26 protein-coding genes and 2 pseudogenes are annotated in these 26,655 nt (G+C 52.6%); 21 read left to right on the top strand and 7 right to left on the bottom strand.

The features are described 5' to 3' along the window. Positions 1-214: transposase (locus tag KUF73_RS11920; RefSeq protein ID WP_218438228.1), on the bottom strand; the 214-nt coding region annotated here is incomplete at its 3' end. A 42-nt stretch (positions 215-256) separates the two neighbouring features. Here KUF73_RS11920 and mmsB point away from each other — a divergent pair. Next, entirely contained in the window at positions 257-1,057 is an 801-nt protein-coding gene (gene mmsB, locus KUF73_RS11915; protein WP_256345600.1) for a 3-hydroxyisobutyrate dehydrogenase, read from the top strand. Between the two features lies 1 nt (position 1,058). Next, positions 1,059-1,346, top strand: coding sequence for a DUF1330 domain-containing protein (locus KUF73_RS11910; RefSeq protein ID WP_218438227.1), 288 nt, complete (start codon positions 1,059-1,061; stop codon positions 1,344-1,346). Between the two features lie 167 nt (positions 1,347-1,513). On the opposite strand, the gene KUF73_RS11905 is transcribed toward KUF73_RS11910, so the two are convergent. After that, positions 1,514-2,428, bottom strand: a complete 915-nt coding sequence (locus KUF73_RS11905) for a LysR family transcriptional regulator (RefSeq protein ID WP_218438226.1) — start codon at positions 2,426-2,428, stop codon at positions 1,514-1,516. A gap of 111 nt (positions 2,429-2,539) precedes the next feature. Between KUF73_RS11905 and KUF73_RS11900 the strand changes: the two genes are divergently transcribed. The 5 genes and pseudogenes from KUF73_RS11900 to KUF73_RS11880 all read left to right on the top strand — a co-directional run. After that, entirely contained in the window at positions 2,540-2,998 is a 459-nt protein-coding gene (locus KUF73_RS11900) for a CidA/LrgA family protein (RefSeq protein WP_218438225.1), read from the top strand. A 2-nt stretch (positions 2,999-3,000) separates the two neighbouring features. Then, positions 3,001-3,690 carry an LrgB family protein gene (locus KUF73_RS11895; RefSeq protein WP_116264913.1) on the top strand — a complete coding sequence of 230 codons (690 nt, stop codon included), beginning with the start codon at positions 3,001-3,003 and terminating at the stop codon, positions 3,688-3,690. A 207-nt stretch (positions 3,691-3,897) separates the two neighbouring features. Then, complete coding sequence (locus tag KUF73_RS11890; protein ID WP_218438224.1) at positions 3,898-5,439, top strand: amidase; 1,542 nt, start codon at positions 3,898-3,900, stop codon at positions 5,437-5,439. Positions 5,440-5,569: 130 nt separating this feature from the next. Next, on the top strand, positions 5,570-7,045 hold the full coding sequence (locus tag KUF73_RS11885; protein ID WP_116264873.1) for a cytosine permease: 1,476 nt from the start codon (positions 5,570-5,572) through the stop codon (positions 7,043-7,045). Positions 7,046-7,130: 85 nt separating this feature from the next. Next, positions 7,131-7,428 (top strand): annotated as a pseudogene (locus KUF73_RS11880) (transposase domain-containing protein); the annotation flags it as partial. Here KUF73_RS11880 and KUF73_RS11875 read toward each other — a convergent pair. From KUF73_RS11875 to KUF73_RS11865, 3 genes and pseudogenes are all read right to left on the bottom strand, one after another. Continuing rightward, positions 7,389-7,835 (bottom strand): annotated as a pseudogene (locus tag KUF73_RS11875) (GNAT family N-acetyltransferase); the annotation flags it as partial. The pseudogenes KUF73_RS11880 and KUF73_RS11875 sit on opposite strands and share 40 nt — an antisense overlap. A gap of 413 nt (positions 7,836-8,248) precedes the next feature. Continuing rightward, positions 8,249-9,775 (bottom strand): CoA-acylating methylmalonate-semialdehyde dehydrogenase, encoded by a 1,527-nt coding sequence (locus tag KUF73_RS11870; protein ID WP_218438223.1) that lies wholly within the window; start codon positions 9,773-9,775, stop codon positions 8,249-8,251. Between the two features lie 39 nt (positions 9,776-9,814). Then, positions 9,815-11,446, bottom strand: coding sequence for an MFS transporter (locus KUF73_RS11865; protein WP_218438222.1), 1,632 nt, complete (start codon positions 11,444-11,446; stop codon positions 9,815-9,817). A gap of 416 nt (positions 11,447-11,862) precedes the next feature. Between KUF73_RS11865 and KUF73_RS11860 the strand changes: the two genes are divergently transcribed. From KUF73_RS11860 to KUF73_RS11795, 14 genes are all read left to right on the top strand, one after another. Further along, entirely contained in the window at positions 11,863-12,837 is a 975-nt protein-coding gene (locus KUF73_RS11860; RefSeq protein ID WP_218438221.1) for a quinone oxidoreductase, read from the top strand. Between the two features lie 28 nt (positions 12,838-12,865). Beyond that, positions 12,866-13,795 (top strand): LysR family transcriptional regulator, encoded by a 930-nt coding sequence (locus tag KUF73_RS11855; protein WP_218438220.1) that lies wholly within the window; start codon positions 12,866-12,868, stop codon positions 13,793-13,795. A gap of 27 nt (positions 13,796-13,822) precedes the next feature. Further along, positions 13,823-14,725 carry a LysR family transcriptional regulator gene (locus KUF73_RS11850; RefSeq protein ID WP_218438219.1) on the top strand — a complete coding sequence of 301 codons (903 nt, stop codon included), beginning with the start codon at positions 13,823-13,825 and terminating at the stop codon, positions 14,723-14,725. A gap of 171 nt (positions 14,726-14,896) precedes the next feature. Beyond that, positions 14,897-15,181: a YciI family protein gene (locus KUF73_RS11845; protein ID WP_218438218.1), complete on the top strand. Its 285-nt coding sequence runs from the start codon at positions 14,897-14,899 to the stop codon at positions 15,179-15,181. 110 nt (positions 15,182-15,291) lie between these two features. Further along, complete coding sequence (locus tag KUF73_RS11840) at positions 15,292-16,212, top strand: NAD(P)-dependent oxidoreductase (RefSeq protein ID WP_218438217.1); 921 nt, start codon at positions 15,292-15,294, stop codon at positions 16,210-16,212. 338 nt (positions 16,213-16,550) lie between these two features. Next, positions 16,551-17,249, top strand: a complete 699-nt coding sequence (nthB, locus tag KUF73_RS11835; protein WP_158568277.1) for a nitrile hydratase subunit beta — start codon at positions 16,551-16,553, stop codon at positions 17,247-17,249. 19 nt (positions 17,250-17,268) lie between these two features. Next, positions 17,269-17,883 (top strand): nitrile hydratase subunit alpha, encoded by a 615-nt coding sequence (gene nthA, locus KUF73_RS11830; RefSeq protein ID WP_218438216.1) that lies wholly within the window; start codon positions 17,269-17,271, stop codon positions 17,881-17,883. Continuing rightward, positions 17,883-18,257, top strand: coding sequence for a nitrile hydratase accessory protein (locus tag KUF73_RS11825; RefSeq protein ID WP_218438215.1), 375 nt, complete (start codon positions 17,883-17,885; stop codon positions 18,255-18,257). Before nthA ends, KUF73_RS11825 begins: the two co-directional genes overlap by 1 nt. A gap of 345 nt (positions 18,258-18,602) precedes the next feature. Next, on the top strand, positions 18,603-19,604 hold the full coding sequence (locus KUF73_RS11820) for a helix-turn-helix domain-containing protein (RefSeq protein WP_218438214.1): 1,002 nt from the start codon (positions 18,603-18,605) through the stop codon (positions 19,602-19,604). Between the two features lie 152 nt (positions 19,605-19,756). Beyond that, positions 19,757-19,969 carry a CbtB-domain containing protein gene (locus KUF73_RS11815; protein ID WP_218438213.1) on the top strand — a complete coding sequence of 71 codons (213 nt, stop codon included), beginning with the start codon at positions 19,757-19,759 and terminating at the stop codon, positions 19,967-19,969. A 9-nt stretch (positions 19,970-19,978) separates the two neighbouring features. Further along, positions 19,979-20,743 (top strand): CbtA family protein, encoded by a 765-nt coding sequence (locus KUF73_RS11810; RefSeq protein ID WP_218438212.1) that lies wholly within the window; start codon positions 19,979-19,981, stop codon positions 20,741-20,743. Positions 20,744-21,300: 557 nt separating this feature from the next. Beyond that, positions 21,301-22,188: a methylisocitrate lyase gene (gene prpB, locus KUF73_RS11805; RefSeq protein WP_218438211.1), complete on the top strand. Its 888-nt coding sequence runs from the start codon at positions 21,301-21,303 to the stop codon at positions 22,186-22,188. A gap of 41 nt (positions 22,189-22,229) precedes the next feature. After that, positions 22,230-24,830 (top strand): bifunctional aconitate hydratase 2/2-methylisocitrate dehydratase, encoded by a 2,601-nt coding sequence (gene acnB, locus KUF73_RS11800; protein WP_218438210.1) that lies wholly within the window; start codon positions 22,230-22,232, stop codon positions 24,828-24,830. Between the two features lie 146 nt (positions 24,831-24,976). Beyond that, positions 24,977-25,210, top strand: coding sequence for a hypothetical protein (locus KUF73_RS11795; RefSeq protein WP_218438209.1), 234 nt, complete (start codon positions 24,977-24,979; stop codon positions 25,208-25,210). 84 nt (positions 25,211-25,294) lie between these two features. Here the strand turns inward: KUF73_RS11795 and KUF73_RS11790 are convergent, their stop codons facing one another. Then, entirely contained in the window at positions 25,295-25,780 is a 486-nt protein-coding gene (locus KUF73_RS11790; RefSeq protein ID WP_218438208.1) for a MaoC family dehydratase, read from the bottom strand. A gap of 29 nt (positions 25,781-25,809) precedes the next feature. Beyond that, the gene (gene panB / locus KUF73_RS11785; RefSeq protein ID WP_218438207.1) at positions 25,810-26,652 is read right to left on the bottom strand and encodes a 3-methyl-2-oxobutanoate hydroxymethyltransferase; all 843 of its coding nucleotides are present in this window, start codon (positions 26,650-26,652) and stop codon (positions 25,810-25,812) included. Positions 26,653-26,655 lie beyond the last annotated feature (3 nt).

Genomic DNA, 26,655 nt, shown 5'->3' with positions numbered 1-26,655 from the left:
CGCCAGCACTGACCGCCGATAGGCTGCCGTCCTGATAAAGCTTGCGCCACAGAAACAGCTGATTGGCATTGATGCCGTTGCGCCGAGCGACGACCGACACACTTTGTCCTGGCTCAAGACTCTCGCGAACCATGGCCAGTTTTTGCTCTGGGCTCCAGCGGCGCCGCCGCTCCTGACCCAAAAGCTCCCCACTCTTATCGTTGCTGTTAGTCATAAACATAACCGTTTGCCTATCCCTTATCGTAAGGGGGAAACGGTGTCCTGTCTTTCATGGGGCTCGTTCATTTTCAGTGCTGTTGCTGCTATTGAAGGCAGCGAGATTGTAATCACTATGCTGCCCAATAGTAGTGTTGTAGAAAGCGTTTATCTTGGCGACAGTGGTTTCGCTGCCTATGGTGTAAAGGGCAAGTTGTTTATCGACTGTTCGACAATCGACCCGTCAACTTCGAAGAAGGTTGCCGCTGCGCTAGAAGCTCTTGACAGCGCCTTCCTAGATGCGCCAGTTTCAGGTGGGATCATGGGGGCGCAGGCCGGCACCCTCTGTTTCATGGTCGGTGGCCGTGAAGATGTCCTATCCAGGGCTCATCCAGTTTTCGAATGCATGGGCAAGAAGATCATCCATGCCGGCGGGCACGGCTCAGGTCAGCTCGCCAAGATTTGCAACAACTTAATGGCGGGTATCCTCATGGCTGGCACCGCAGAGGCGCTGGCTCTCGGCGCGAAAAATGGCCTTTCCCCCAAAGTCCTCAGCGAGGTGATGGTTGGTAGCAGCGGGGGGAATTTCATGGTCGAGAAGTGGAATCCTTGGCCAAACCTCATGCCTGGCGTACCAGCGAGCAACAACTACCACGGCGGCTTCCACGTCACGCTGATGCTGAAGGACTTGGGGCTGGCGATTGACTGTGCCCAGCACTCCGGTGCTGCAGTGCCGCTGGGCGCTGCAGCCCGAAATCTCTTTGCGCTTCATGGCAGCTTGCAGGAGGGTAATGAACTCTTGGATATCTCGAGTATCCAGAAACTGTACTTCGCAAATATCGATAACTATAAGGAGTGGTGAAATGCCAAAGGCTTACTGGATTGCTCATGTTGATGTCGTAGAAGCTGAGCCTTACTCCGTCTATGCGAAGTTGGCGAGTGCGTGCTTCGCTAAGTACGGTGCAAATATTCTGGCGCGTGGCGGTAAATGCCAGAGGCTCGAGGGTAAAGTTCGGGCTCGAAACGTAGTGATTGAGTTTGAGTCGATGGATCAGGCGTTGGCCTGTTATAATTCTCCTGAATACCAGGAAGCGAAAGCTCATCGTGAAGGTAACGCGCAAGCAGAGCTGCTCATCGTAGAGGGGGCTTAAGCTCCTACTACTGCATTTTCTGCACATTTGTTTTTCGTGGGGTGAAGCAAATGTGCAGCTTGTTCTGTGTTTTTGACCTGACCACACATTGGTCTGTGTCCAAGTCATGATGCAATCAATGCTGTTTAGTCACTGAAGACCGTTATGCAGGGGGTGCCTGGGATGGTTTAACCTTCAATTCTTGCGCTTGGCGAAACCAAGAGGTTACGTGCTAACGCCAGCCATGCCTTTGCGGCAAACGACAACTGGCCTTGGCGGCGCCATGCAAGGGAGATCTTCCAGGTGAGTGAGGGGGATTGAATTTCCGCAATGGTGAAACTACTGGCGTCGAGCGTATCGCAGAAGACCTTAGGAAGCAGCGTGACGCCCACTCCCAAATTTACCAGCGAAGCCATGAAATCCCACTGGCCACTACGTCCACTGACGCGGGGCGTGAAGCCGGCCTCAGCGCAAGCATTAGTGACCAGGTCATTCAACGCGAAAGTGTCGCCGTAAAGGATGAACTCGCTTTCTGACAGCTCTTTGAGATCAACAGCGGATCGGCCTTGCCACGGCGAGTTCTTCGGGGCCAGGAGGCAAAGCGGAGATTCAAAGAGAGGTAGCGAATCGAACTCAGACCACAGGTCAGTGGCGCCCGAGAAATCCAACAGAGTGCCCAACTCCAGCACGCCATCCCGCAGGTACCCAAGGGTTGCGTTACTGCCGATCTCGAAAAGCTTGAGTTCTATCTTGGGATAGGCGGAGTGGTATTCCCCGAAAACTGGGGCCAAGATGGAGTGAGTGGAGGGTGATAGGCCCATACGCAGCACGCCCCGTTCGACCTTCTGAAGGTCATCTACCTCGAGCTTCATCCGATCGTGCAACGTCATCATTTCTTTGGCGCGTTGGTACACGATTTCGCCGGCATCGGTAACCGTGAAGCGCTTGCCTTCTCTAGCCAGGAGAGAAACGCCGAAGCTCTGCTCAAGCACCTGAATCATCTTGCTTACCGTCGGCTGGGTGAGGTGCAGACGAGTGGCTGCCTTGGTGAAGCTTTTCTGATTCACCACCTCCACGTAATAGCGCAACGCACGGATATCCATAGATCATTCCTTTATTGCATGATTTTAATAAACTTAATTCATTTTTTCTTTGCATGCCAATTACGTAGCATCCACTTAATCAATTCAGCGACTCCTTCAGGAATTCAAACGATGTTTTCTGCGACCCGCTTGACTGACCCTAGCCCCGCGATGAAATGGGTGAGAGTTGTAGGTCAGGTGTTGCTTTTGAGTGTGATTTGGTTCGTAGCTGATCGTGGCGCGAAGATGTTGGAACTCCCAATCTCTGGCGGCATTTTTGGCTTGGGAATTCTCGTCGTGCTTTTGCTGACAGGCGTCATCAAACCGGGCTGGATCGAGGGCGGGGCGGAGCTGATTCTTGCCAACATGCTTCTGTATTTTATTCCCTTGGTAGTGTCGGTGGTGCAGTACACGGATCTACTCGAGGCCGAAGGTTTGAAGCTCATGCTCGCCATCGGCATTGGCTTTGTGTCCGTCCTGCTGATCACTGCTTTCGTTGTGGAGTGGATATGTCAGTTAATCAGGAAGCGGCAATACAGAAATATCACTGAAGCTCGAAGAAATCGTGCGTTCGTGGCGGGGCAGAAATGATCATGAAAGACTCAATGCTTTCGCTGCTTTTCTTATTTATCACGATCGCTGTGTTTTACGGAAACCAAGCCGTTTACAAGAAGCATCAACGCATCTGGCTGATCCCAGCGATCCCTACATCGATCTTGCTAATTGCGCTTGTGCAGGCGACATCCTCCAGCTATCCGCTCTATTTTAAGGACACGCAGTGGTTGGTATGGCTGTTGGGGCCGGCAACGGTCGCTTTCGCTCTCCCGATTTATCAGAATCGGAGGATCGTCCGGAAATATTGGATTGCACTGGTGGCAGGGAGCTTGGTCAGCATCTTGGTATCGGTTGTGGTAACGCTTCTGGTAGCTCGAGCGCTGAGCTTGGATGACGTGATCACGCGGAGCCTGCTTTCCCGATCGGTGTCCACTCCCTTTGCTCTTGAAGCTACTGCGAACCTCGGAGGTACCGCACAGCTGACAGGAGTATTTGTAGTCATCACTGGTTTGTTCGGGATCGTCCTCGGAGAGCTCATTCTGACCTTGATTCCGTTGCGTAGTCGTCTTGCTAAAGGAGCCCCGCTTGGCACAGCCGCACACGGATTTGGTTTGAGCATTGCTCGAAGCCTGGGCCGCGAGGAAGGCGCGGTAGCGAGTCTGACGATGATATTCAGTGGTGTACTGATGGTGGTGCTTTCACCAATGATCGCGGGGCTTGTGGCATGACGGAATGTAGCTAGCCCAATGGATATTTCTGCTCCAACAATACCCCTCCAGAGGAGTGCAGGGGGTATGTGTCAGTTTTGGTCAATGAAGATTGGCGGTGACAGGCAGGCCAAGCTGACGTGTGGGCGTTAGGTTAGATCAGGACTTGGATATGGCGCATGCAGCACCGAATCCAGCGTTTTTGAGCTGACAAAAGAAGGTAGAACAATGTCCAACGCAAGCAAACCGAACGGCCTGGGAATCCCGGCTCCAACGCCGGACGACATCCTGTCAATCTCGGCAAACCTCGGCCTGAAAATAAGCCAGGAAGATGCTATTGCATATGCTGAGGTAGTTGGTACAAGCCTTCACAACTACGACATTGTGGATGGGTTGCTGGCAGATCACATCAGTCCATCGAAGATCCAGCGCGAATTCTTGATCCCCTCAGTGGGGGATAACAGAAACAACGCCTGGTACGTTCGCTCGAACGTTCAAGAATGCAAAACCGGTAAGCTTGCTGGTCGTACCATTGCTGTAAAAGACAGCATTCCAGTGGCAGGCTTGCCGATGCTAGCCGGCTCCAACATCTTCGACGGCTACGTGCCAGACTTTGATGCAGAAGTCGTGAAGCGGATTCTCGCCGCTGGCGGCACTATCACTGGAAAAGCGAATTGCGAGTATTTGTGCTTCTCCGGTAGCAGCCACACCAGTGTTGGTGGCCGCATCGGAAACCCTTGGGATGAAAGTCGTTCTGCCGGTGGTTCATCTTCGGGCTCGGCTGCACTGGTCGCCTCTGGCCAGGTGGATATGGCCTTGGGGGCTGACCAAGCGGGCTCCATCCGTATGCCTGCGTCTTTCAGTGGCATCGTAGGACTGAAGCCAACTTTTGGCCTGGTTCCCTATACCGGCATTCCTTCGCTCGATGCTTCATTCGACCACGTCGGCCCAATGACCGCCAACGTGGCGGACTGTGCTCTTATGATGAGCGTGTTAGCAGGCCCAGACGGTATAGATGGTCGGCAGCAAGGTGTTGAAGCTTCCGACTACGAAGCAGCACTCACTCAAGGGGTGAAAGGCCTGCGCATTGGCATTCTCAAAGAAGGCTTCGAAGTGCCTGGCAGCGACCCTCGTGTGGGGGCTCGGGTGCGTGATGCTGCTGGCATCTTGGAGAAGCTGGGCGCTACTGTGGTGGATGTATCTGTCCCCATGCATCGCCATGGACTGGATATCTGGACGACCGTTGGTTGGACGGGCATGACTGAGACCGCCATCAAGACCAATGGCTTCGGAATCATGCGTAATGACCAGTATCCGGTTCACCTGATGAAATGGGTGCACGAACAGGGCGCAGGCATCCACCTGGCTCCGCCAAGTATTAAGCTTTTCTTCCTGATCTCCGAATATGCGCGTAAGCACATCGGTTGCGTTGGTTATGGCAACGGTATCAACGCCGCGCGGATCCTTCGTGGACAGTACGACAACCTACTCAACAAGGTTGATCTGCTCCTCATGCCGACCACGCCGATGACAGCGCTGACGCTCCCTGATGCTGGTACGACGGTTGAGCAAGAACTCAAGACTTCGCACCCGATGGCCTTGAATACGGCGCCATTCGATATGACTCATCACCCAGCGATCAGCCTGCCTTGCGGTGGCATTGAAGGTCTTCCAGTAGGACTGATGCTAGTCGGTCGTCACTACGATGAGTCGACCATTTTCCGTGTTGCTCAAGCGTTCGAGAGTACCGGCGAAGGCAAGTTTCGCTAAGTAAGAAAGTTCTACTCCTAATAAGAATACGTGTTCATGGCGGCAGCTGCTCCAGCTGTCGTCGTGTTTCTCTGCCCGCGACAAAACAGCTGCCTACCCAGGCGGTACTACAAAAGTGTGAGGGTGGTTTATGAGCAAGCTCAAAGATTGGTTCCAAGGGCCTCAGGATATTACTGAGGCTGAAGCGGTTGAAGACTATGCGGTTGGCCGTGTGCCGGCGCGATATCGGTGGCCTATCCCTGCCATCATCCTAGTTTTGCTCGGCAACTCTACTGCTATGTTCTGGTTCAGCCTTGGAGCCGATATGGGTTATGAGGTGGGTTGGCCAAACATGATTTGGCCACTGCTATACATGACTGTCATCGCTACGGTCATCGGCTCCTGCATCATGAAGCTCGCGAGCAAAGAAGGTCTGTCGATGAACTTGATGACCCGAGGGTTGGGTTTCGGGTACATGGGGTCTGCTTTCACCTCGCTCATCTACGCGGTCAACTTCATTTTCTACTTCCTTTTCGAAGGTACCATCGTCTCCCACGGCATTGCCCATTACGCGGGCATAGAGGTCGCCTCGCCGGCGGGGATCGGAATCTTCGCAGGTATCGGGATCATCACTATTTGGTTTGTCTGGAAGGGCATGTCTTCCATGCAGTTCCTTCAGACTTGGGGTGTGCCGATCTTCATCGTTCTTTTTGGTTTTTGTCTCTACCAGTTGACCCACAACTACGATGTCGTGATGCCGAGTGACTGGAAACCTAAGGGTGAAGTTAATTCTGCTGCTTTCTGGGCGGTGATGAACATGGCCAATGGACAGATCGTGTTCCAGGGCTTACTGGCGACTGACTATGGACGTTTCGCCAAGCCAGGCATTACCCACAGGGGGACTTCGGTCATCATGCTCGGCATGCTGCTCCCTATCGTGTTCGTGATGCTTTGCGGGGCATTCCTCGCCTATACCTTGATTCCAACGCTTGGCTCGGGTGATGTATTTGCACTGGCGAAAGACCCAGGTTTTGTTTTCCCAGCTGTCATGGCGCTGACAGGTGTCGTCTTCACCATCATCACCCAGGTACGCATCAACGTACTGAACCTGTACTCAGGCTCGATCGCCTTGTCCAACACCATGGACATGACCTTCAATTTCCGACCTGGTCGTCAATGGTGGATGCTGCTGGTACTGGCACTCGGGATCGTGTTCTACGTATGCAATATCCTCCAGTACACGGGCACCTTCCTTGCCATCACCGGCATCCTCACCAACACCTGGGTATTCATCATCCTTGCTGACTACTACATCTGTCGGAAGGTCATGAAGCTCGCTCCTGACGACTTCATCGAATTCCGCAAAGAGTATCTTTGCAAGTGGAACCCTTGCGGCGTGTTTAGTCTGCTGATAGCGGTGGCGATTGGTGCAGCAGGTGTACTCGGAGCATATCCAATGTACTACGCATCCTTCATTGCCATGATCGTCGGCCCGATCTTGCATGTCATCGCAACCAAGATGACGGAAGGGCGTTACTACTTCTCCGAGTTTCCCCAGGATGTGGAGACAAATTGGAAGCCGAATGTTACCTACCAGGGTACTACGACAGTGGGCTCTTCGAGCTAGGGTGATCTCGCCAGAAAAGGGCGCCCTTCGTGGCGCCATTTTTTTGGGGCTCAAAGCGGCCTCCTCTGTGCCGGGCCCTGGATACAGCCCCGTCGACAACCATCAGGTCGAGAATCAGATCCTGCCATTGACGCTTGGCCGCTCGAATTGGTTGCATGCTGGGTCGCTGCGCAGCGGCTAGTGGGCGGCGGCGATCATGAGTTTGATCCAGTCTGCGGGTATGAACGGGCATGATCCGTACGCGTATCTAAAAGGGCGTTCTGACTCGTCTGCCAGCGCAGCGGGCGAGTGAAATCACTGACCGCCTGCCGCATAAGTGGGTGAATGGCCTGGACTGGCCCGCAAGCCGTTTTTCCATAATGATGGTGCGCTCAGCCCCATGAAACTCGTCGCGGATTATCTGATAACCCAGCGCAGCGTAAAACTATTACGCTGTAATCGAAGACGGCACCCGCAAAGCTCCAACACCAGAGCTGGTAGCAGTAGCATGAATGGCATCCATCAACTGCCCACCGATACCGCGACCTTGGTACGCAGGATCAACGAAAACGCTTCTAACTACATCGCCGTCGAGGCTTGCAGTACCGGTGATATTTTCGCCTAGCAAGGCTACGAAAATCTTGCGCTTATCGAACAGTGCGCCGATGACTTCAGGAGCAAAGCTCCGCTCTACCTGAGCGATAACGTCAGGTGAGTAATCCTGTGAATTTGACTCACGCAGAGCGGCGATCACCACACTGCTAATCGCTGCTGTATCTTCGCTTGTAGCGGGGCGAACCTCACATTCCATGTTGGGAGCCTCAATCTTCAACGATCACAGCGTAGCCCATGACGATGTACCTTGACCGGACGCTTGCCTACAACGGCGATGATCGGCCTCCTCATCGTCGAAGCATGCCGATGGACAGGGTATTGGCTCTAACATCTTAAAGACGCGCTGGACTGCCTGATGTCAAAGAGTGTTGAGTGTGTATTCTTGTGCTATGCAAAAACTAATGAACAATCGCGAGGTTTTTGGGAACGACACAATTTCCTCCCAAACGGCGATGTTGATGAGTATGAGGACATTGAGTTTGTTGCGATGCAAAGACGCCTTGCGCCTGAGGGAGTCAGAACACTATTTGGGGGCAAGAACTGAGAATAGGGAAAGCTGCAGCGGGGAGAGTAGGCTACCTGGCTTGCGCCAGGTAGCCTCGTGCCGTTTTACTTGAGATTGATGGTGGTGTTCACACCGTCATTGACGGTGGAGTCATCAAACCAGCGGCTGGTGACGGTTTTGGTCTGGGTGTAGAACTGAATAACCTGCTTGCCGTACGGGCCGAGGTCACCCAGCTTGGAGCCCCGAGAGCCAGTGAAGCTAAAGGCTGGGACGGGTACCGGGATTGGAATGTTGATACCCACCTGACCGACGTCGATCTCGCTCTGGAACTTGCGAGCAGCAGCGCCGCTTTGAGTGAAGAGACCAACGCCGTTACCGAATGGATTGGCGTTCACCAACTCGATTGCATCGTCCAACGTCTCGGCTTCCAGAACAACGAGCACCGGGCCAAAGATTTCCTGGGTGTAGATGTCCATTTCAGTCGTCACACCCGAGAATAAGGTAGGGCCGATGAAGTTGCCATCTTCGTAGCCTGGTACCTTGATGTCGCGGCCATCCAGTTCCAGTTTGGCGCCTTGACGAACACCGCTATCGATCAGATCCAGAATGCGTTGTTTTGCGCGCTTGGAAATCACTGGGCCGATATCGGTGCCAGGTTCAGAGCCGGCGTTCACTTTCAGTTTCAGAGCCAGCTCCTTGATGTCCGGCAGCCAGGTGCGGGCCTCACCCACCAATACAATTACTGACGTCGCCATGCAGCGCTGGCCAGCAGCACCGAACCCAGCACCGACCAATGCGTTTAGGGTGTGCTCACGGTTCGCATCAGGCAGCACCACTGCGTGGTTCTTGGCGCCCATCATCGATTGAACGCGCTTGCCGTGCTGGCTGCCCAAGTTGTACACGTGGGTGCCGACGTGGGTCGAGCCTACAAACGAAATGGCCTTGATGTCTGGGTTAGTGCACAAAGCATCGACGACTTCTTTGCCGCCGTGAACGACGTTAAGGACGCCTGGAGGGATCCCGGCTTCGAGGCCCAGTTCCACCAGCATCATGGTAGACAGCGGATCTTGCTCCGAAGGTTTCAGGACGAAGGTATTGCCGGTAACGATCGCCATTGGGAACATCCACAGCGGGATCATCGCCGGGAAGTTGAACGGAGTGATGCCGGCGCAGACGCCGATCGGTTGGCGCAGGGTGTAGGTATCAACACCACCGGCGACGTTCTCGGCGAACTCACCCATTTGCAGAGTGCTGATCGAGCACGCGTGCTCCACAACCTCGAGACCACGGAAGATATCGCCTTCAGCGTCGGCAATCGTCTTGCCTTGCTCCGCGCTCAGGACAGCCGCGATACGCTTGGAGTTCTCGCGAATCAAGGCTTGGAGCTTGAGCATGATGCGCATGCGGGCGCCGAGCGGCGTTTTTTTCCAGTTCTGGAAAGCGCGTTCTGCGGAGTCGATTGCGGCCTTAACTTCTTCCTGGGTGGCCAGAGGCACTTTTGCCAGTACCTCTTGCGAGGCAGGGTTTACCACTTCGAGCCACTCGGTGGTTTTGGAATCAACCCACTCGCCGTTGATCAGCAACTTAACCTGAGCCACTGTGGTGTCGTTCTTGTTCAGTGAAGCATTCATGAGTGTCTCCTTGGGTAGCAGTTTTTGAAATCGATGCTTTTACTTCGAAGTTTCGACGGCATCGAGATCGACGTTTTTTGTCTCTTTCAGCGCGATGGTGCCGATCACGAGGCTGATGCCAGTTACGAGCACCGGGTACCAAAGGCCGTAGTAGATGTCGCCGGTGTACACCACCAGGGCGAAGGATACGGTCGGCAGAAGACCACCAAACCAGCCGTTACCGATGTGATACGGCAGAGACATCGAGGTGTAACGGATACGGGTCGGGAAAAGCTCAACCATGGTTGCTGCTAGAGGGCCGTATGTCATACAGGCAATGAGGATCAGAGCAACAATGATAGCTACCACCATTGGCTGGTTTACCAAGGCGGGGTCAGCAGTCGCCGTGTAACCAGCCTCTACAGTCACCTTCTTGATAGCCGCTGCGTCAAAGCCGCTGAGGACTGTGCTACCTACGGCGATTTTTATGTCGCTACCTACTGGGCCTGCAATTGACTCATATGGGATGCCCATTTTGGCCAGGTATGTCTTAGTCTTATCGCAAGCACTATCAAATTTGGCTTTACCGACTGGATCGAATTGGAACGTGCAAGTGGCCGGGTCAGCGGTAACTGTGACAGGAGCTGTTGCGGTGGCTTGCGAGATCTGAGGATTCCCGTAGTAGCTCAGAGCTTTGAACAGAGGGAAGTACAGAAGAGTGGCAAGTAATAAACCGACCATCAGAATTGGCTTACGACCAATCTTGTCGGAGAGTGAGCCGAAGATGACGAAGAAAGGTGCTCCGATAACCACGCTAATAATCAGCAGGGTGTTGGACTGTGCCGGATCCATCTTCAAGAACTGGTTCATGAAGAACAAGACGTAAAACTGAGAGGTGTAGAAGGTCACCGCCTGGCCGGCGTTGATGCCGAACAGCGCAGTCAACACTATCTTGAGATTTGACCAAGAGCCGAACGAGTCGCGAATTGGCGAGCTGCTCGTCGTACCTTCTTCCTTCATTTTTTTGAAGGAAGGAGACTCATGCATGCTCATGCGAATCCATGCAGAGATACCGACCATCACTAGGGAGAGCAGGAAAGGGATTCGCCAGCCCCATTCTTCAAACTGATCGCCGGTGACCTTACGGCAGATCAGGATGACCAGAAGGGAAAGAAGCAGGCCGAAGGTTGCGGTGGATTGAATCCAGCCGGTAAACATGCCGCGTTTGTTCCTAGGTGCATGCTCGGCAACGTAAGTGGCGGCGCCACCATATTCGCCACCGAGCGCAAGGCCCTGGAGCATACGCAAAGCCACAAGAATGATCGGCGCAGCGATACCCCAAGAGGCATAGGTCGGAAGTAAGCCAACAAAGAACGTCGATACGCCCATTAATATAATGGTGACCATGAAAGTGTATTTTCTGCCGATCATGTCGCCCAGGCGCCCAAACACAAGCGCACCGAAAGGCCTTACGAGGAAGCCGGCGGCGAAGGTCATGAGCGCGAAGATGAAGGCGGTTGTATCGTTGACGCCGGAGAAGAAGTGCTTGCCGATGATGGCTGCCATGGCGCCATACAGAAAGAAATCGTACCACTCGAAAATCGTTCCAAGAGAAGAGGCGAAAATAACCTTCTTGTCTTGGCGTCCTATTTCGGATGAGCCAATGGCTCGCTCTTGGGCTATCTCATTCATTTTGCAGTTCCTCGGCCCTGTGGGCTCGTTTTGTTTTTGTTCTTGACTGCCGGCCAATTGAACTGGCCGCCATCGTTGGATTTATCTGAAGCTGGCGCCCCGATAACTCGGTCATGCTCGATGGTTCGTAGTGCGGACAGCGGGGGGCAACGTCTCCAATTACCTGTGGTAGTGGAGCCGAGTCTATGAGTGGTCTAACGAGTGGCACAGAGCAGAATCTGCTCAATGGATGTGCATAAAATAGGGGATGCACTGTGGGTCGCCCTATATCTGCTGCACAGCCGTTTAAACGGGTCACGGAGAGGTATGGCGGCTTATTTGTGCAAATGGTGCAGCTCTGTAATGCATGGGGTGTGGCTTGTTGCAAATGGTGCAAGGTGCGACCTTGGGTGCAGTGCAATCACTGGAGGTGAGTCATGGTCGATGTAGTGCGTTTAGAAAGCTTTGGCGGTGCCGAGCAACTTCATCTGGGCAGCATCCAGGTCGGTGAGCCGGCTGAGGGGCAGGTGCGTCTCAAGCAACATGCTGTAGGTGTGAATCCTCTGGATATCAGTCAGCGCCGTGGTGAGGTGAAGATTCCTCTTCCGTCTGGCATTGGCTTGGAAGGCGCTGGCGTTGTAGAGGCCATTGGGCCAAACGTGACGAACGTTAAGGTTGGTGATCGCGTTGCATACGCAACTGGCCCTATCGGTAGCTATGCAGCTGTCAGACTTTATCCAGCTGAGCGATTGGTTAAGCTGCCTGACTCTGTGAGTTTTGAAGAAGCGGCCTCTATCCTGTTTAAAGGCATTACCGCTCAATACCTGCTAAAAACCACTTACCCGGTTAGCAAGGGCACAAACATTTTGCTCTACGGCGCTGCAGGCGGAGTTGGCCAGCTGATGGCATCGTGGGCGAAATACTTGGGTGCGAACGTAATTGGTGTTGTGTCGAAAGAAGCCAGCGTAGAGCGGGCACGTGCTGCTGGTTGTGACCATGTGTTCGTGTTTGATAGCGCGACATTGGCAGCAAACGTCCAAGAAGTTACCGGCGGAAACAAGGCCGACGTTGTTTATGACCCGATCGGCAAGCAAACCTTCGACACTTCGCTGGATTGCCTGAGAGTGCGTGGTCTGATGGTTTCCTATGGCATCTCCAGTGGTGTGCCTGAGCCCATAGCAGTAGGGACGCTCAACGCCAAAGGATCGCTGTACCTCACACGACCTTCCTTGTTGGCACATACTGCTACTACTGAAGCCTATCAAGAGCGTGCAGCAGATGTGCTGGATGCTATTGCCAAGGGCATCATCAAGGCCAATGTCTCGAAAATTTATCCTTTGAATGAAGCCTCCAAGGCCCAGCAGGACATTGAGAACGGACATTCAAAAGGTTCGATCGTCCTTGTTCCTTAGTTAGCAAACCGCACTGGTGAGGTTGTTGATGGATCCGTTCGATAGCCGTAAAGCAGATGAGCTCTCCGCAATCCTTGCGCTTGCAGATCATCAGACGTTTTCAGCGGCAGCGAAGGTTCTCGAGCGGCATCCATCCGTTTTGTCCAAGCGTATTTCAGCCTTGGAAATGAGGTTGGGTGTTCGTCTGGTGGAGAGAACTACCCGGACTGTACGGTTCACCGACGTCGGTGCTCGTTTCGTTGAGAACATCCGTTTCGCTGCTCGATTGATAGGAGAGGCTCAATCTGAAGCGTTACAGAACTCTTCGCAGATTCAAGGAACGCTCAGGATGTCCCTGCCCTCCGCGATGGGGCGGATGTGGTTGAGCCCGCTGATTGCCGAGTTCGCCAAACTCCATCCCCATCTCTCCCTGGAGCTCGAGTACACGGATGATTTCGTGGATATAGTCTCGAAAGGTTATGACTTGGCGATACGTATCGGGGATTTGCCGGACAGCCGGCTAATTGCACGGAAGCTTTGCGATCAAAGACGCATCATGTGTGCCTCGCCTGAGTACATTGAGCAACATGGAGCGCCCACGCACCCTGACGACTTGGTGAAACACCAATGTCTGTCCTACACCGGATTTAGCACTTTTCCTGATTGGCGCCTCGTGTCCGGCGGTAAGGCCGTCACAATCAGGCCAAAAGGGTCGATCAAAAGTAATGACAACGAAGGTCTTCTCATTGCTGCCAGTCATGGATTGGGCATCGTGGCTGGTAGTACGTGGTTGATGGCCAAGGGGATTAAGAAAGGGCAGCTAGTTCGAGTTCTTACTGAGTGGACATTCAGTACCGACTCAGGCGTGTACTTTGTTAGACCTTCATCTGCTTACACATCTGCGAAAGTCGATGCTTTCAAAACCTTCATTGAGTCCCATTTTTCTGCCAAGGCACCTTGGGAGGTTTCTGATGAGTAAGTTTTTACCGTCATTGAGAGTTGAGTTATGGCAAAAAAACAAAAAAACGAAAACTGGGATGATTTTCGATACTTTTTAGCTGTAGCAAGAGCTGGCACGCTTTCAGGTGCTGCCGAAAGACTTGGTACCGAGCATACAACGGTAGCGCGTCATATTTCAGCCTTGGAAGAAGGATTGAAAATAAGACTATTCCACAAAAGTAATTCTGGTTACGAATTAACTCCCGAAGGGGAGCGGGTTTTAAATGCTGTTGAAAGTATGGAAAGCATTTTACTTTCTTATAAAAGCGACGAGAGTGATCCTGGACAAATTTCGGGGCTCGTCAGGATTGGTGCTCCAGATGGTTTCGGAAGTGTATTTCTAGCACCTAGAATGGCAGAACTCACAAGGAAGTATCCTAATCTAGAGGTAGAGATCTATGCAGCGGCGCGGGTATTTAGTCTTTCCAAACGAGAGGCGGATATCGGCATCAGCTTGGCGACTGCTGAACATATGCGGGTTGCTTCTCGACGCCTGACGGACTATCGCCTTCAGATCTATGCGACGCGTCAGTACCTTGATGAATCTCCCCCGATACATACCCAGAAGGATCTCGAGCAGCATCCCTTTGTGGGGTACGTTGAGGATCTCTTGTTCGCCCCCCAGCTCAATTTTTCCAGTGGATTGGACGTGGAGTTAGTCTCGCGCCTGCGCAGTACCAACCTGCTAACCCAAGTGCATACGGTTTTGGGTGGTAAGGTGCTCGGTATCCTTCCCGCCTATATCGCGACCTCATTTCCTAAACTGATCGCCGTCCTTCCAAACGAGGTCAGCATCAAGCGTTCGTTCTACATGCACGTTCATGAGGATCACAGAAAGGCCGCTCATATCCGAGAGGTCGCGAGGTTCATCGCAGAGCAGGTGGATGCGAACCGGGCGATCTTTCTCTGAAAAATTTGCTGATGGCTCGCACCGCCATCAGTGAATTTTTGCACGCCGGCTGTGTGTTTATTGTGTTGTGAAGGCACAACCAGCGGGAGTAATGTGAGTTCCATCGAGTTAAGCCATTTATAAGTGACTTAGATTCGTTCACAGAGCCAAACAAATAATAATAGGTGCAACATGCTATATGTCATCTACTGCAAAGATGATCCGTCTACGCCTACCCGGCGTGATGAGTTCTATGACGCGCACCGCACTTATCTCAAGAGTGCCTCCATCAAAATTGTGGTAGCTGGCCCTTATACCGCTACCGACAGTGACAAAAAAATCGGCAGCATGCTTGTTGTTGAAGCCGAGTCGCTTCAACAAGCTATCGACTTTCAGAAAAACGACCCTTTCGCTCTGAATGGTGTCTGGAACAGCGTAAGCGTAAATCCCTATTTAAAGTCGATAGATCAGCGCTAAAGATAATGTCACGAAGCTAATTGATAAGTTGTGCTCGACGTTAGTGCGCAGGAAATAGTTGCATTACCCAATTAATTTGTACAATCCCTCGTAAGCAATGGAGAACAAAAATGAAGACTATCGCTTGGATCGGCCTGGGTTTCATGGGCATTCCGATGTCCAAACATATGATGAACGCTGGCTACGCTGTCAAAGGTGTAGACATCGATCCAGCTGCACGTGAACTTGCAGCCAAAAACGGTGTTCAGATCTGCCAAACGATTTCCGAAGCTTGTAAGGGCGTGGAGGCAGTCTTCACCATGCTGCCCACCGGCGTTGAAGTGAAGGAAGTTCTTGCTGGGCCGAACGGCGTGTTTGCTAGCATCGATCCCAACACCATCGTTATCGATTGCTCCACCATCGGAATTGAAAATGCTCGGTCACTCCATGCTTCTGCCAAGAAAGCAGGGCGTATCTTCGCCGAAGCGCCAGTATCGGGCGGCACCGAGGGCGCAATCGACGGTACCTTAACCTTCATGATTGGCTGTGAAGATCCTCACGTCGCTCGAGCCAAAGAGTTGCTGGGCCCAATGGGCGATTACGTTGCTCACGCTGGTGGCCCTGAAGCTGGTCAGGCTGCAAAGGTTGTGAACAACCTCATTATGGGTGTTTGTGTAGCGGTAAACTGTGAAGCTACTGCTTTAGCCGAGCGCTTGGGTCTGAATCTCAAAGAGTTCTTTGAGATCGCAATTCGCTCGACCGCTGATAACTGGACATTCCGCGTCTGGAACCCAGGCGAGGGCGTTGTTCCTAGCTCACCAGCTTCTAAAGGTTACAAGGCCGGCTTTAAAACCTGGTTATTGGCCAAAGACCTGACTCTTGCCATGGACGCTGGTCGTGAAGTCGGCGCTACCATCGCCACTGCCGAAGCTGCGCATGCACTACTCAAAAATCACATGGAAAGAGGCGGATCCGATATGGACGCAACCTCGTTGGTGTTGACGCTGAAAGAAGCTGCGGAAAACGCCATGCCTAAGAAAGCAATCGCCTGATTTATCATTCATTTCGCCGAATTTCACTCTTTGGCCCGGGGCTCATACTCCGGGCTTTTTTTCTTTAAAAGGGGCTGGCACGGGAAGATGCTGGATAGGGCGCAAACTGTGTTGTAGGGACTCAATTTGTGAAGTGTGAATGACGGTTTTGGTCAAGGCAGCTTGTCAGTCCCAGCCAAGACACATTCCTCGCCCAAGACTATTCTCGTCTTCAGAGCCTGCCTCCGGATGTCGGTAGTAACTGTGCCGCCATCGACCCAATCACCTCGAGTGGGTCTGCCGATGTAGGTCAGTCTGACTATAAAACCAACCGTAGCATGGCGGGTGAGGGGAAAATTATGATTGGTATTCATGATATAGGCGGCCTGCATCACCTTGGCCCTATCAATACTCGTGATGACGAGGTCTTTCATGAGCACTGGGAGGGTTTGACCTTCGCATTACTACTTGTCTCCGGGACTGTGGGGACGTGGGCGCTTGACGAATTCCGTCACATTATCGAGCGTATGCCACCAGCAGATTATTTGAAAACTCCCTATTACATTCACTGGCTCGAAGCGATTGAAGAACTGTGCGTAAGGGATGGCCACGTCACTAGAGAAGAGCTCGCAGAAAGGAGTATGTCTATTCTGGCCGGACAGACCAAATTTCCTGAATTTAAAGGCAAGCTCGATCAAGAGGTTGTCGACCGACTCATCGCCGGAGCCCGGAAAATCGCTTACGTGGGATTGGAGGCTCGGCGCCCAGACCAGCCGCAGGCATTCTCAATCGGCGCAAAGGTCAGAGCTCGGACATTAGCAGTGCCAGGACATACCAGGTTGCCTCGTTACATTTGGGGCAGGGTTGGGGTGATCCTCTCTTATAGCGGTACCTATCCTCTTGCGGACACGGTTGCTCACCGACGTGGTGAACATGCCCAACCGACATATGCCGTCCGCTTCGAGGGCAGTGAGATTTGGGGTGACAGTGCGGAGCCGAATACCTCCATCACCATAGATCTCTATGAGTGCTACATGGATCCCGTCACAGAACAATAACCAGTTTCGAGGAGCAGCTATGTCCGAGCATAAACATCATCAGCATGACCTTTCTGAAGGGGAGGTCAGAGCGAAAGCGTTAGAGTCCTTGCTTAAGGAAAAAGGGATTCTGCAGGGGGATGTAGTCGATACCATCGTATCCATGTACACCCAGGATATTGGGCCTATGAATGGTGCTAGAGCCATCGCCAAGGCGTGGGTCGACCCTGAGTACAAACAGCGACTTCTGGCTAATGCAACCAAAGCTGTCGCAGAGCTTGGGATCAGCGGTATGGAAGGGGAAAACCTGGTTGCGGTTGAGAACACTGATGATGTTCATCACGTCATCGTTTGCACTCTCTGCTCTTGCTACCCTTGGCCGGTTCTGGGACTACCCCCTCGCTGGTATAAAGATGCTCCCTACCGCTCTCGAGTTGTGCGTGAACCTCGAGCTGTTTTGGCTGAGTTCGGTACTGAGATTCCCGCCTCTAAAGAGGTGAAAGTTTTGGACAGTAATGTTGAGGTGCGCTATTTCATCATGCCTCAACGACCCTTGGGCTCCGAAAGCATGTCTGAAAGTGAGTTGGCTAGCCTCATCACTAGGGACTCGATGGTTGGTGTCACAGTGCTCCCAGCAATTGTAGGGGATAAGTAATGTCCGTCCAATCGACTACCAACTGTCAGCCCGCATCATCAGGCGATGCCGTAAATCTGCAGATCAGTTCCATGACTGGATCTGAATCGATGCCTCGAGTAAACGGAGAACTAATCTTTGAAGCGCCATGGCAAAGCCGGGCTTTTGGTATGGCAGTTAGTCTTTCACAGCAGGGGCTTTTTACTTGGGCCACATTTCGGGGAGAACTGGCCAGTTCGATAAAGCGGAATAACCAGAATGGTCTAGATGAATACTATTTGTGTTGGCTGGAAGCACTAGAAATGTGTTTGACTCGCACTAAAGTCCTTGATGCGGAAGCCATCCACCAGAGGGAGCACGAGTTCGAGCATCACGAGCGTGATGAGGTTTTCTGACGAAATAAATGATCGTTGGGTCAAATGCCCCCGATTCTAGGTAACAAGTGTTTCCATCGTAAACATTTAATTTGTGCAGTACCTTTATGGGGAGCAGGTAGCTTAGCTACAGCTCCCCTTTTTTGTTTAGGAGTTTGGAGTGTTGCTCTCATCTGGTGCGCACCGAACCAGTCTTGTGCGGTATTTTATTGATTGTTTGAGATGTTTTCGCGTAAGTGCTGGCCCCTCTCTGAGGAGTCGCGGGGGCAGGGTGTATAGCCGAGCTCTTGGCCCTGATTTTGCTTGGTTAAAGGGGGTAGGCCGCGTCAGGCTATGCCTGGCGTAAGCTTTTGAGAGGATATAAACATGGCTAATTCAGTTTCTAATAGTGTTGAGCTATTGCACGCTCCACAAGGAAATTCGAAGATGTCCAGCGGGCAATTTCTCTATGCGACTTCGTTAGTTGACTCCCCGCAGCGTTTTGAATATTGGCATCATGCTATTTGCACGCATTTTATTCCTGCTGAAAGTTGGAAGCCAAAGAGTAATGGGTTTGTTGGTGAGCTGAAAGGTCATAACTTGGGTAGTTTACTTGTCGGTCAGTATGATGCCAGTGAACACTCCTGGCATAGGACACCAAATAACATAAGATATAGTCCTGGGGATGATTTAGTAGCGTACTTTGTGGAAGATGGTTGTGTTAGGTTGGAGCAAAATGGCAATAATATCACCTTAGGCTCCGGCGAAATGGCGCTGTATGACGCTGCTACTCCCTTCATACAAGAGGTTTCCGCTAAGTCGTTGCTGCTCATGAGAATGCCACGTAGTGCGCTTATGGCAAGAACCAATCGTGCTGAACGAATCGTAGGCATGAAAATTGGAAATCAGAATGGTATGGCCAATGTACTTGGCGGCCTGATGAAAGCCTCGCTTTGCCTTCCCGACGGTTCAGACAGCTCTTCTCTTGGGCGTTTGGCGACGGCGTTCCTTGAAACTCTGTCGGTGGCGATAGACCTGCAGGCGGGGGAGGATTTCTCATGCACTCACGCGGATTCACTCTACATTAAGACTATGGCTTATCTACAAGCAAATATTGAAGATGAGACTCTGAGCATGGGGACGATTTCGTCTGCAATGCATGTGTCTGAGCGCACGCTGTTTCGTGCTTTTGCTAAGCATCAGTCAACACCGATGCAGCAGCTATGGCTTGCACGTCTGAAGCGAAGCTATGACTTATTGGAGACTGGACAAGTGAAGCTTGTCACTCAGGCCGCCTACCAAACCGGGTTCAATGACGTCTCGCACTTCTGTCGAGTTTTCCGCAAAGAATATGGCGTATCTCCTGGCAAGGTATTTTCGCGAGTTTAGTGATCACAGTGGTGCCCAGCGCCGCTTTCCACGCTCGGAATATTGGCGGTTTCAGACCAATGAATTGGCGGTGGTAGCCAAGCAGTTACAGCGAGTTTTAGGCGATTCTTGGGCAGCGTACCTATCCCCTACATGCTTTGCTGGAGGCTGTCATGACTCTGAGTGCCATTTCCAAAATCGAAGTTGCTGTCCCCGCTATCCCTCTACGTGATGTTTTGCCATGGGCAATCTTCGCAGGTTTTCTACTGCTACTCGCTCTCTATTTCGTTGGTGCCGAGCAGGGTGCTGTGTCGATGTTCGCCGGTACCGATATCCACGAGTTTGTGCATGATGGCCGGCACTCTCTTGGCTTTCCTTGCCATTAGGGGGCAGCCATGACTGGTCGTTTACTTTTCCGGGGTATGTTGGCAGGGCTTTTGGCAGGCCTTCTGTCATTTGGCTTCGCTAAGATTGTTAGCGAGCCTCTCATCGATCGTGCCATCGCGTTTGAAGAGGCAGTTCCGCACTCGCACGATGTCGAGCACTCCCATGAACATGCTGCGCCCTCTGATGAGGGCGTTAGTAGGGAAGTCCAAAGCACCCTCGGGTTGTTCGTTGCGATCATCGCCTACAGCGTCGCCATGGGCGGAATCTTCGCTCTGGTCTACGCGTTTTATGTGGGACGGATCGTGAAAGCGAGTCCCAGGACGCTGGCGGTGCTGCTTGCCTTGGCAGCCTTTGTGATCATCTACCTGATACCCGCCCTCAAATATCCGCCCAATCCTCCAGCGATTGGTAACCCTGGGACATTCCAAGAGCGTACCCAACTTTTCTTCTTGATGATTGTGATGTCAGTTGTTGCGGCATTGATTGCCGTGAATGTCACTCGAAAGCTTGCGGAATCGTTGGAGCATTGGCGCTCGGTCGTTGCAGGCCTTTTGAGCTACGTAATCATCATGGTAATCATTGGTGGTTCCTTCCCGTCGTTTAATGAAGTACCTGATCAATTCCCTGTCAATGTGCTGTGGGATTTCCGGCTTGCATCAATTGGAGTTCAAGCTGTGCTTTGGGGGACGATTGCTGTGGCTTTCCCGCTGCTAGCTAACCAATTGCTAGGGGCCTTCCCTAAACCAATGAAGTGCGGCCTTAGACGCGCCTGAGATGTTGTCCAACAAAACTGCCGGCCATTGCCGGCAGTTTTCGTTCGCGCGAAAAACCCACAAAATGTCGACAATCTCTCCATGGTTCGTTTTCGAGCTATTTCGTTTCGTGCACAACACTTTTTCATGATCTGCAAAAAACCTTTAAATAAAACATCGTAATTGCATGAATTAGATAGATATTTTTATTGTTAAATCTTTTGTCTGAGGTGTTTTTTCAGGTTTTTATGGTTTTTCAGTTTTTGCCATCTATTTCAATGTGTCGACAATCTGGCTATGTTGATCCTGGCCAAGAGGGTCGTTCTAGGTCGGCTGACCGTAAGTGTCGACACTATGGGAAGAGAATCAGTGCTTCTCTGGCAGCGAATTAGAACGATGTCTGAGCAGACAAAGTAGTCAGCTATTGCCAAAGGCAATATCGAATCTGGCAGTAATTTTTTGAACCCGAACTGACGAGAGAGTACGGGCGATCTAATGCGACGACATATCGGCGCATCACGCCGCAACATCGAATTCCACTGACTGAACACAGCTCAATAAAAATAATGGAGGTAGGTATGACTGCACTTTCTGCCGGTAAGCGTTTCCGTGACGCCGTTGCGCAAGAGCATCCCTTGCAGATCGTGGGGGCCATCAACGCCAATCACGCACTGCTCGCCAAGCGTGCTGGGTTCCGAGCCATCTATCTGTCTGGAGGGGGAGTTGCTGCTGGTTCTCTTGGTATTCCGGATCTGGGTATCAGCAGTCTCGATGACGTTCTGACCGACGTTCGACGTATCACCGATGTATGCGACGTTCCTTTGCTTGTAGATGTGGACACCGGGTTTGGCTCTTCAGCGTTCAACATTGCACGCACAGTGAAGTCGATGATCAAATTTGGCGCGGGGGCGATCCATATCGAAGACCAGGTGGGTGCCAAACGCTGTGGTCATCGGCCCAACAAGGAAATCGTCAGCCAGCGTGAAATGATCGACCGGATCAAAGCGGCAGTCGATGCTCGGACAGATGAGAACTTCGTGATCATGGCCCGTACCGACGCGCTTGCAGTTGAGGGGCTTGAGTCGGCCCTAGATCGGGCATCGGCATGCGTCGAGGCCGGTGCTGACATGGTGTTCCCAGAGGCCGTCACTGAACTCTCCATGTACAAGCAGTTCGCTGAACGAGTTGGTGCACCTATCTTGGCCAACATCACCGAGTTCGGCTCAACGCCTCTTTACACGACTGAAGAGTTGGGCTCGGTCGATGTGTCGATGGTGCTGTACCCGCTTTCAGCATTCCGAGCCATGAACAAGGCAGCGGAAAACGTGTACCAGTCCCTTCGCCAGAATGGCACACAGAAAAACGTTGTGGACACCATGCAAACCCGAATGGAGCTGTATGCATCCATCGGTTACCACGAATTTGAGCAGAAGCTCGACGAACTCTTCGCACGTAGCCGGGCTTAACGGCCTGTTCTCAGACATCACGTTAATCCGGAATCCCGACCGTGTTAGAACAATACCTGAATCATGTGCGTGAACGAGCAGACGATGGCCTGCCTCCATTGGCATTGAATCCAGAACAAACCTCAGGTTTGGTCGAGCTTTTGAAATCTCCTCCGACTGGGCGAGAGCAGGAGTTGCTCGATCTGATTACCCACCGCGTGCCGCCAGGTGTAGACGAGGCCGCCTTTGTGAAAGCTGGGTTCCTGTCCGCCATCGCAACAGGGAAGGGGAGTTCACCGCTTATCGAACCTAAGCATGCAGTTGAGCTACTGGGTACGATGCAAGGTGGTTATAACATCGCTACGCTTGTCGACCTTCTAGACGATGATGAGCTGGCGGAAGCTGCTGCCGGGCAGCTCAAGCACACCCTACTCATGTTCGACGCGTTCCATGACGTTGCGGAGAAAAGGAAGGCGGGAAATCGAGCGGCCCAGGAGGTGCTTCAATCCTGGGCTGATGGCGAATGGTTTACTAAGCGGCCAGCGATTGCGCACAAATACACGCTGACCGTATTCAAAGTGCCTGGTGAGACGAACACTGACGATCTGTCGCCGGCTCCCGATGCATGGTCGCGTCCAGATATTCCTCTTCACGCTCGAGCGATGCTCAAGATGAGTCGTGACGACATCGAGCCCGAAGTGCCGGGAGAGGTTGGCCCTCTCAAACAAATCGAGAGCATTCGAGCCCAAGGCTATCCAGTTGCGTATGTTGGCGATGTGGTTGGTACAGGATCGTCTCGAAAGTCCGCCACAAACTCGGTGCTCTGGTTCTTTGGGAATGACATCCCCTACGTGCCAAACAAGCGGGCTGGTGGATTTTGCTTTGGGAACAAGATCGCTCCGATTTTCTACAACACCATGGAGGACGCCGGTGCGCTGCCGATCGAATTCGATGTCTCGGGTCTCAACATGGGTGATGTCATTGATGTCTACCCTCTGTCAGGAAAGGTGTGCCCGCACGGTACCGATGAAGTTCTGGCTACGTTCAGTCTGAAAACTCCTGTGCTCCTAGATGAGGTTCGTGCAGGTGGACGCATCCCCTTGATCATTGGTCGAGGACTCACAGAGAAAGCCCGTACAGAGTTGGGGCTCGAACCTTCAACACTCTTTCAAAAACCAGAGCAGCCTGTTGATACCGGAAAGGGATTCTCCCTCGCGCAGAAAATGGTAGGACGCGCTTGTGGAGTGGCAGGCATACGTCCTGGTACTTACTGCGAGCCGAAGATGACTACTGTTGGCTCCCAAGACACTACCGGGCCAATGACGCGAGACGAGCTTAAGGATCTGGCATGCTTGGGGTTCTCAGCTGATTTGGTCATGCAGTCGTTCTGCCACACCGCTGCTTATCCGAAGCCAGTGGATGTCGTAACTCACCATACCCTTCCGGACTTTGTGAAAAACCGAGGTGGTGTGTCGTTGCAGCCTGGCGATGGAATCATTCACAGCTGGTTAAACCGTATGCTTCTGCCTGACACAGTTGGCACAGGCGGAGATTCTCATACTCGGTTCCCGATTGGCATTTCGTTCCCTGCTGGCTCCGGGCTCGTCGCATTCGCAGCGGCCACTGGCGTGATGCCTTTGGACATGCCCGAATCTGTTTTGGTGAGGTTCACCGGAAAACTGCAATCGGGTATCACCTTGCGAGATCTCGTGCACGCGATCCCGTACTACGCCATCCAGGAAGGGATGCTTACTGTTGAGAAAAAAGGAAAGCTCAACGTCTTCTCAGGTCGGATCTTGGAGATTGAAGGCCTGGATCATCTGACGGTTGAGCAAGCCTTTGAGTTATCCGATGCATCAGCCGAGCGCTCTGCTGCCGGGTGCACAATTAAGCTTCCCGAAAAGGCGATCTCTGAGTACCTGAGCTCTAACATCACATTGCTTCGCTGGATGATCACAGAAGGTTATGGGGATGCTCGCTCGCTGGAGCGTCGCGCAAGAGCCATGGAGGAGTGGCTGAGTTCACCGTCTCTGCTATCGGCAGACCCCGATGCCGAATACGCAGCTGTACTTGAAATCGATTTGAGCCAGATCCGTGAACCCATTCTCTGCGCCCCTAACGACCCAGATGACGCGAGACCACTATCGAAAGTCGCGGGTAACAAGATCGATGAAGTATTCATCGGATCATGCATGACCAACATCGGTCACTTCCGGGCGGCGGGTAAACTTCTTGACAGTGTAGTCGGCTCTATTCCCACACGGCTTTGGCTTTCGCCACCGACTAAGATGGATCAACACCAACTGATCAAAGAGGGCTACTACGGCATTTTCAAAAGGATCGGCGCCAGAACAGAAATTCCAGGCTGTTCGCTTTGCATGGGTAACCAGGCTCGAGTCGCTGCTAATTCCACTGTTGTATCTACCTCAACCCGTAATTTCCCCAATCGCTTGGGTGATGGCGCGAACGTCTACCTAGCTTCTGCTGAGCTGGCTGCTGTTGCGTCAATCCTAGGCAGACTACCAGAGGTGGACGAGTACATGCGTTACTCAGAGGTCATAGGGAAAATGTCGTCAGACATTTACAAATACCTCAGCTTCGATCAAATCGCGAGCTTTAGAGTGGGAGCAGAAACAGCGAGAATCGCCGCGATGTCCTTGTAATATTCGGATGAACGAATGATGCCGCAGGGGTGATGTCCTCCTGTGGTGTCATTCGTTTTTCCGTGTAACCCTGTGCCGACTGTTAGGTCTTCCACTGCCAGCTAGCCATGATGAATCGATGACAATTATAAAAAATGGTGGTCGCTATGAATTGCCTAATTTGTGTCAGTACCGCAGAGCGCATCAAGTGCCACGGCCCCTGGGAGGAGAGGAATTGCCCGGAATGTGGACGTTATCGAATTTCTGATGAGCTCGTACTGGCTTTGATGGATCTTGGCCAAATTTTTGATGTAAGCAGAATGCGGGAATGGCTGGAAAATCAGCGCGTGGATGTTGCGATTCCCTCTATTGAAATCCACCAAGCTTTGCTTGTGCCCTGATGAATTCGAATGGCAGCTCGGTTAGGTGCTGCGACCATGCTGACTCAATTGGGCAATGCAGCTGCAGCCGCTCATCCCGATGGATCAACTCGCGGATTGGGCCGCACCATTCGTAGGATCTCCTTCGGCAAGCATTTGTTTGAGGTGACAGCGCTCCGGAGCTCCGGGCAGCACACCAGAGGTATTGGCCTCTAGCACGGTGACACCTTCTGCGTTGAGTATTCGTACTTCAGCCTTGGCATGTCCACGATCATCAATATCCGCGATGAGCCAATGACAGGTGAGCTGCTCCCCCACGTAAACCGGTCGCTTAAATTCGAAGGTCATCCCGGTTGCCAGCCAGCCTATCTGTCCGCCAATTTCAGTGACGAGGCTTGCCGTCAGAAGCCCATGGGCTATAGGCGCTTTGAATCTTCGCATCTCTGCATAGCGCGCATCGCAGTGAACCGGATTGTAGTCCCGAGAAATCTGCGCGAATTGACGAATATCGTCATCTGAAAAACAGCGGGCTATCTCGAACCGGTCTCCGACTTGGAGGCCTTCTGCAGCACGTTCTCTTAGGCTCTTCATGTCGAATCCTTAGCAGATGATGAGGGTGGTTAAAACGTATGTTCAGGGCCTGGAAATGTTCCGTCATCGACCTCGCGTGCAAAGTCGGTTGCCGCCATGTGAAGTACCGAACGAAGGTCGGCGTACTGTTTGACGAATCGCGGCATGCGACCGGTGCGCAGGCCGGCCATATCCTGCCAGACCAGCACTTGGGCATCACATTGGTTTCCTGCACCAATTCCGACAGTCGGAATTGAAATCGCCTCAGTGATCGCCCGCCCCACATCACCGGGTACCATCTCAATCAAAACAGCGAATGCACCGGCTGCTTCAAACGCTTTGGCAGTCTCAATCAGGCGCTGCGCATCCTCGCCCCGCCCCTGGACGCGGTAACCGCCCAGTTGATGTTCCATCTGTGGTGTGAAGCCGATGTGCGCCATTACAGGAATTCCAGAGCTGACGAGCTTCTCAACCTGAGGCAGCATCTCAATACCACCCTCCAGCTTGACCGCATGCGCATCAGCCTCTTTCATGAAACGTACGGCTGTGTGGAAACATTGCTCAGCCGAGCCCTGATAAGAACCGAAAGGTAGATCTGCAATCACCAGCGCCCGCCGTGTCGATCGGGTGACCGCGCGAACCAAAGGGATAAGTTCGTCAACGGTGACTGATAGCGTGGAGTCGTGACCGTACACATTGTTTGAGGCGGAATCGCCTACCAGCAGGACAGGTATTCCGGCTTCTTCGAAAATGGCAGCGCTGTACATGTCATACGCGGTGAGCATCGCCCATTTCTTGCCCTCCACTTTCATCTGTTTCAGATGCGGGATTCGGACTCGTATCGCCTGTTGGGCGGGAGGGGCGCTGCCATACGGTGAAGGTTGGTCGCTCATTGG

It is taken from the genome of Pseudomonas sp. PD9R (assembly GCF_019200975.1).
In the GTDB taxonomy this organism is placed as follows: domain Bacteria; phylum Pseudomonadota; class Gammaproteobacteria; order Pseudomonadales; family Pseudomonadaceae; genus Aquipseudomonas.
This window is presented reverse-complemented; position numbering and strand designations above follow the sequence as displayed.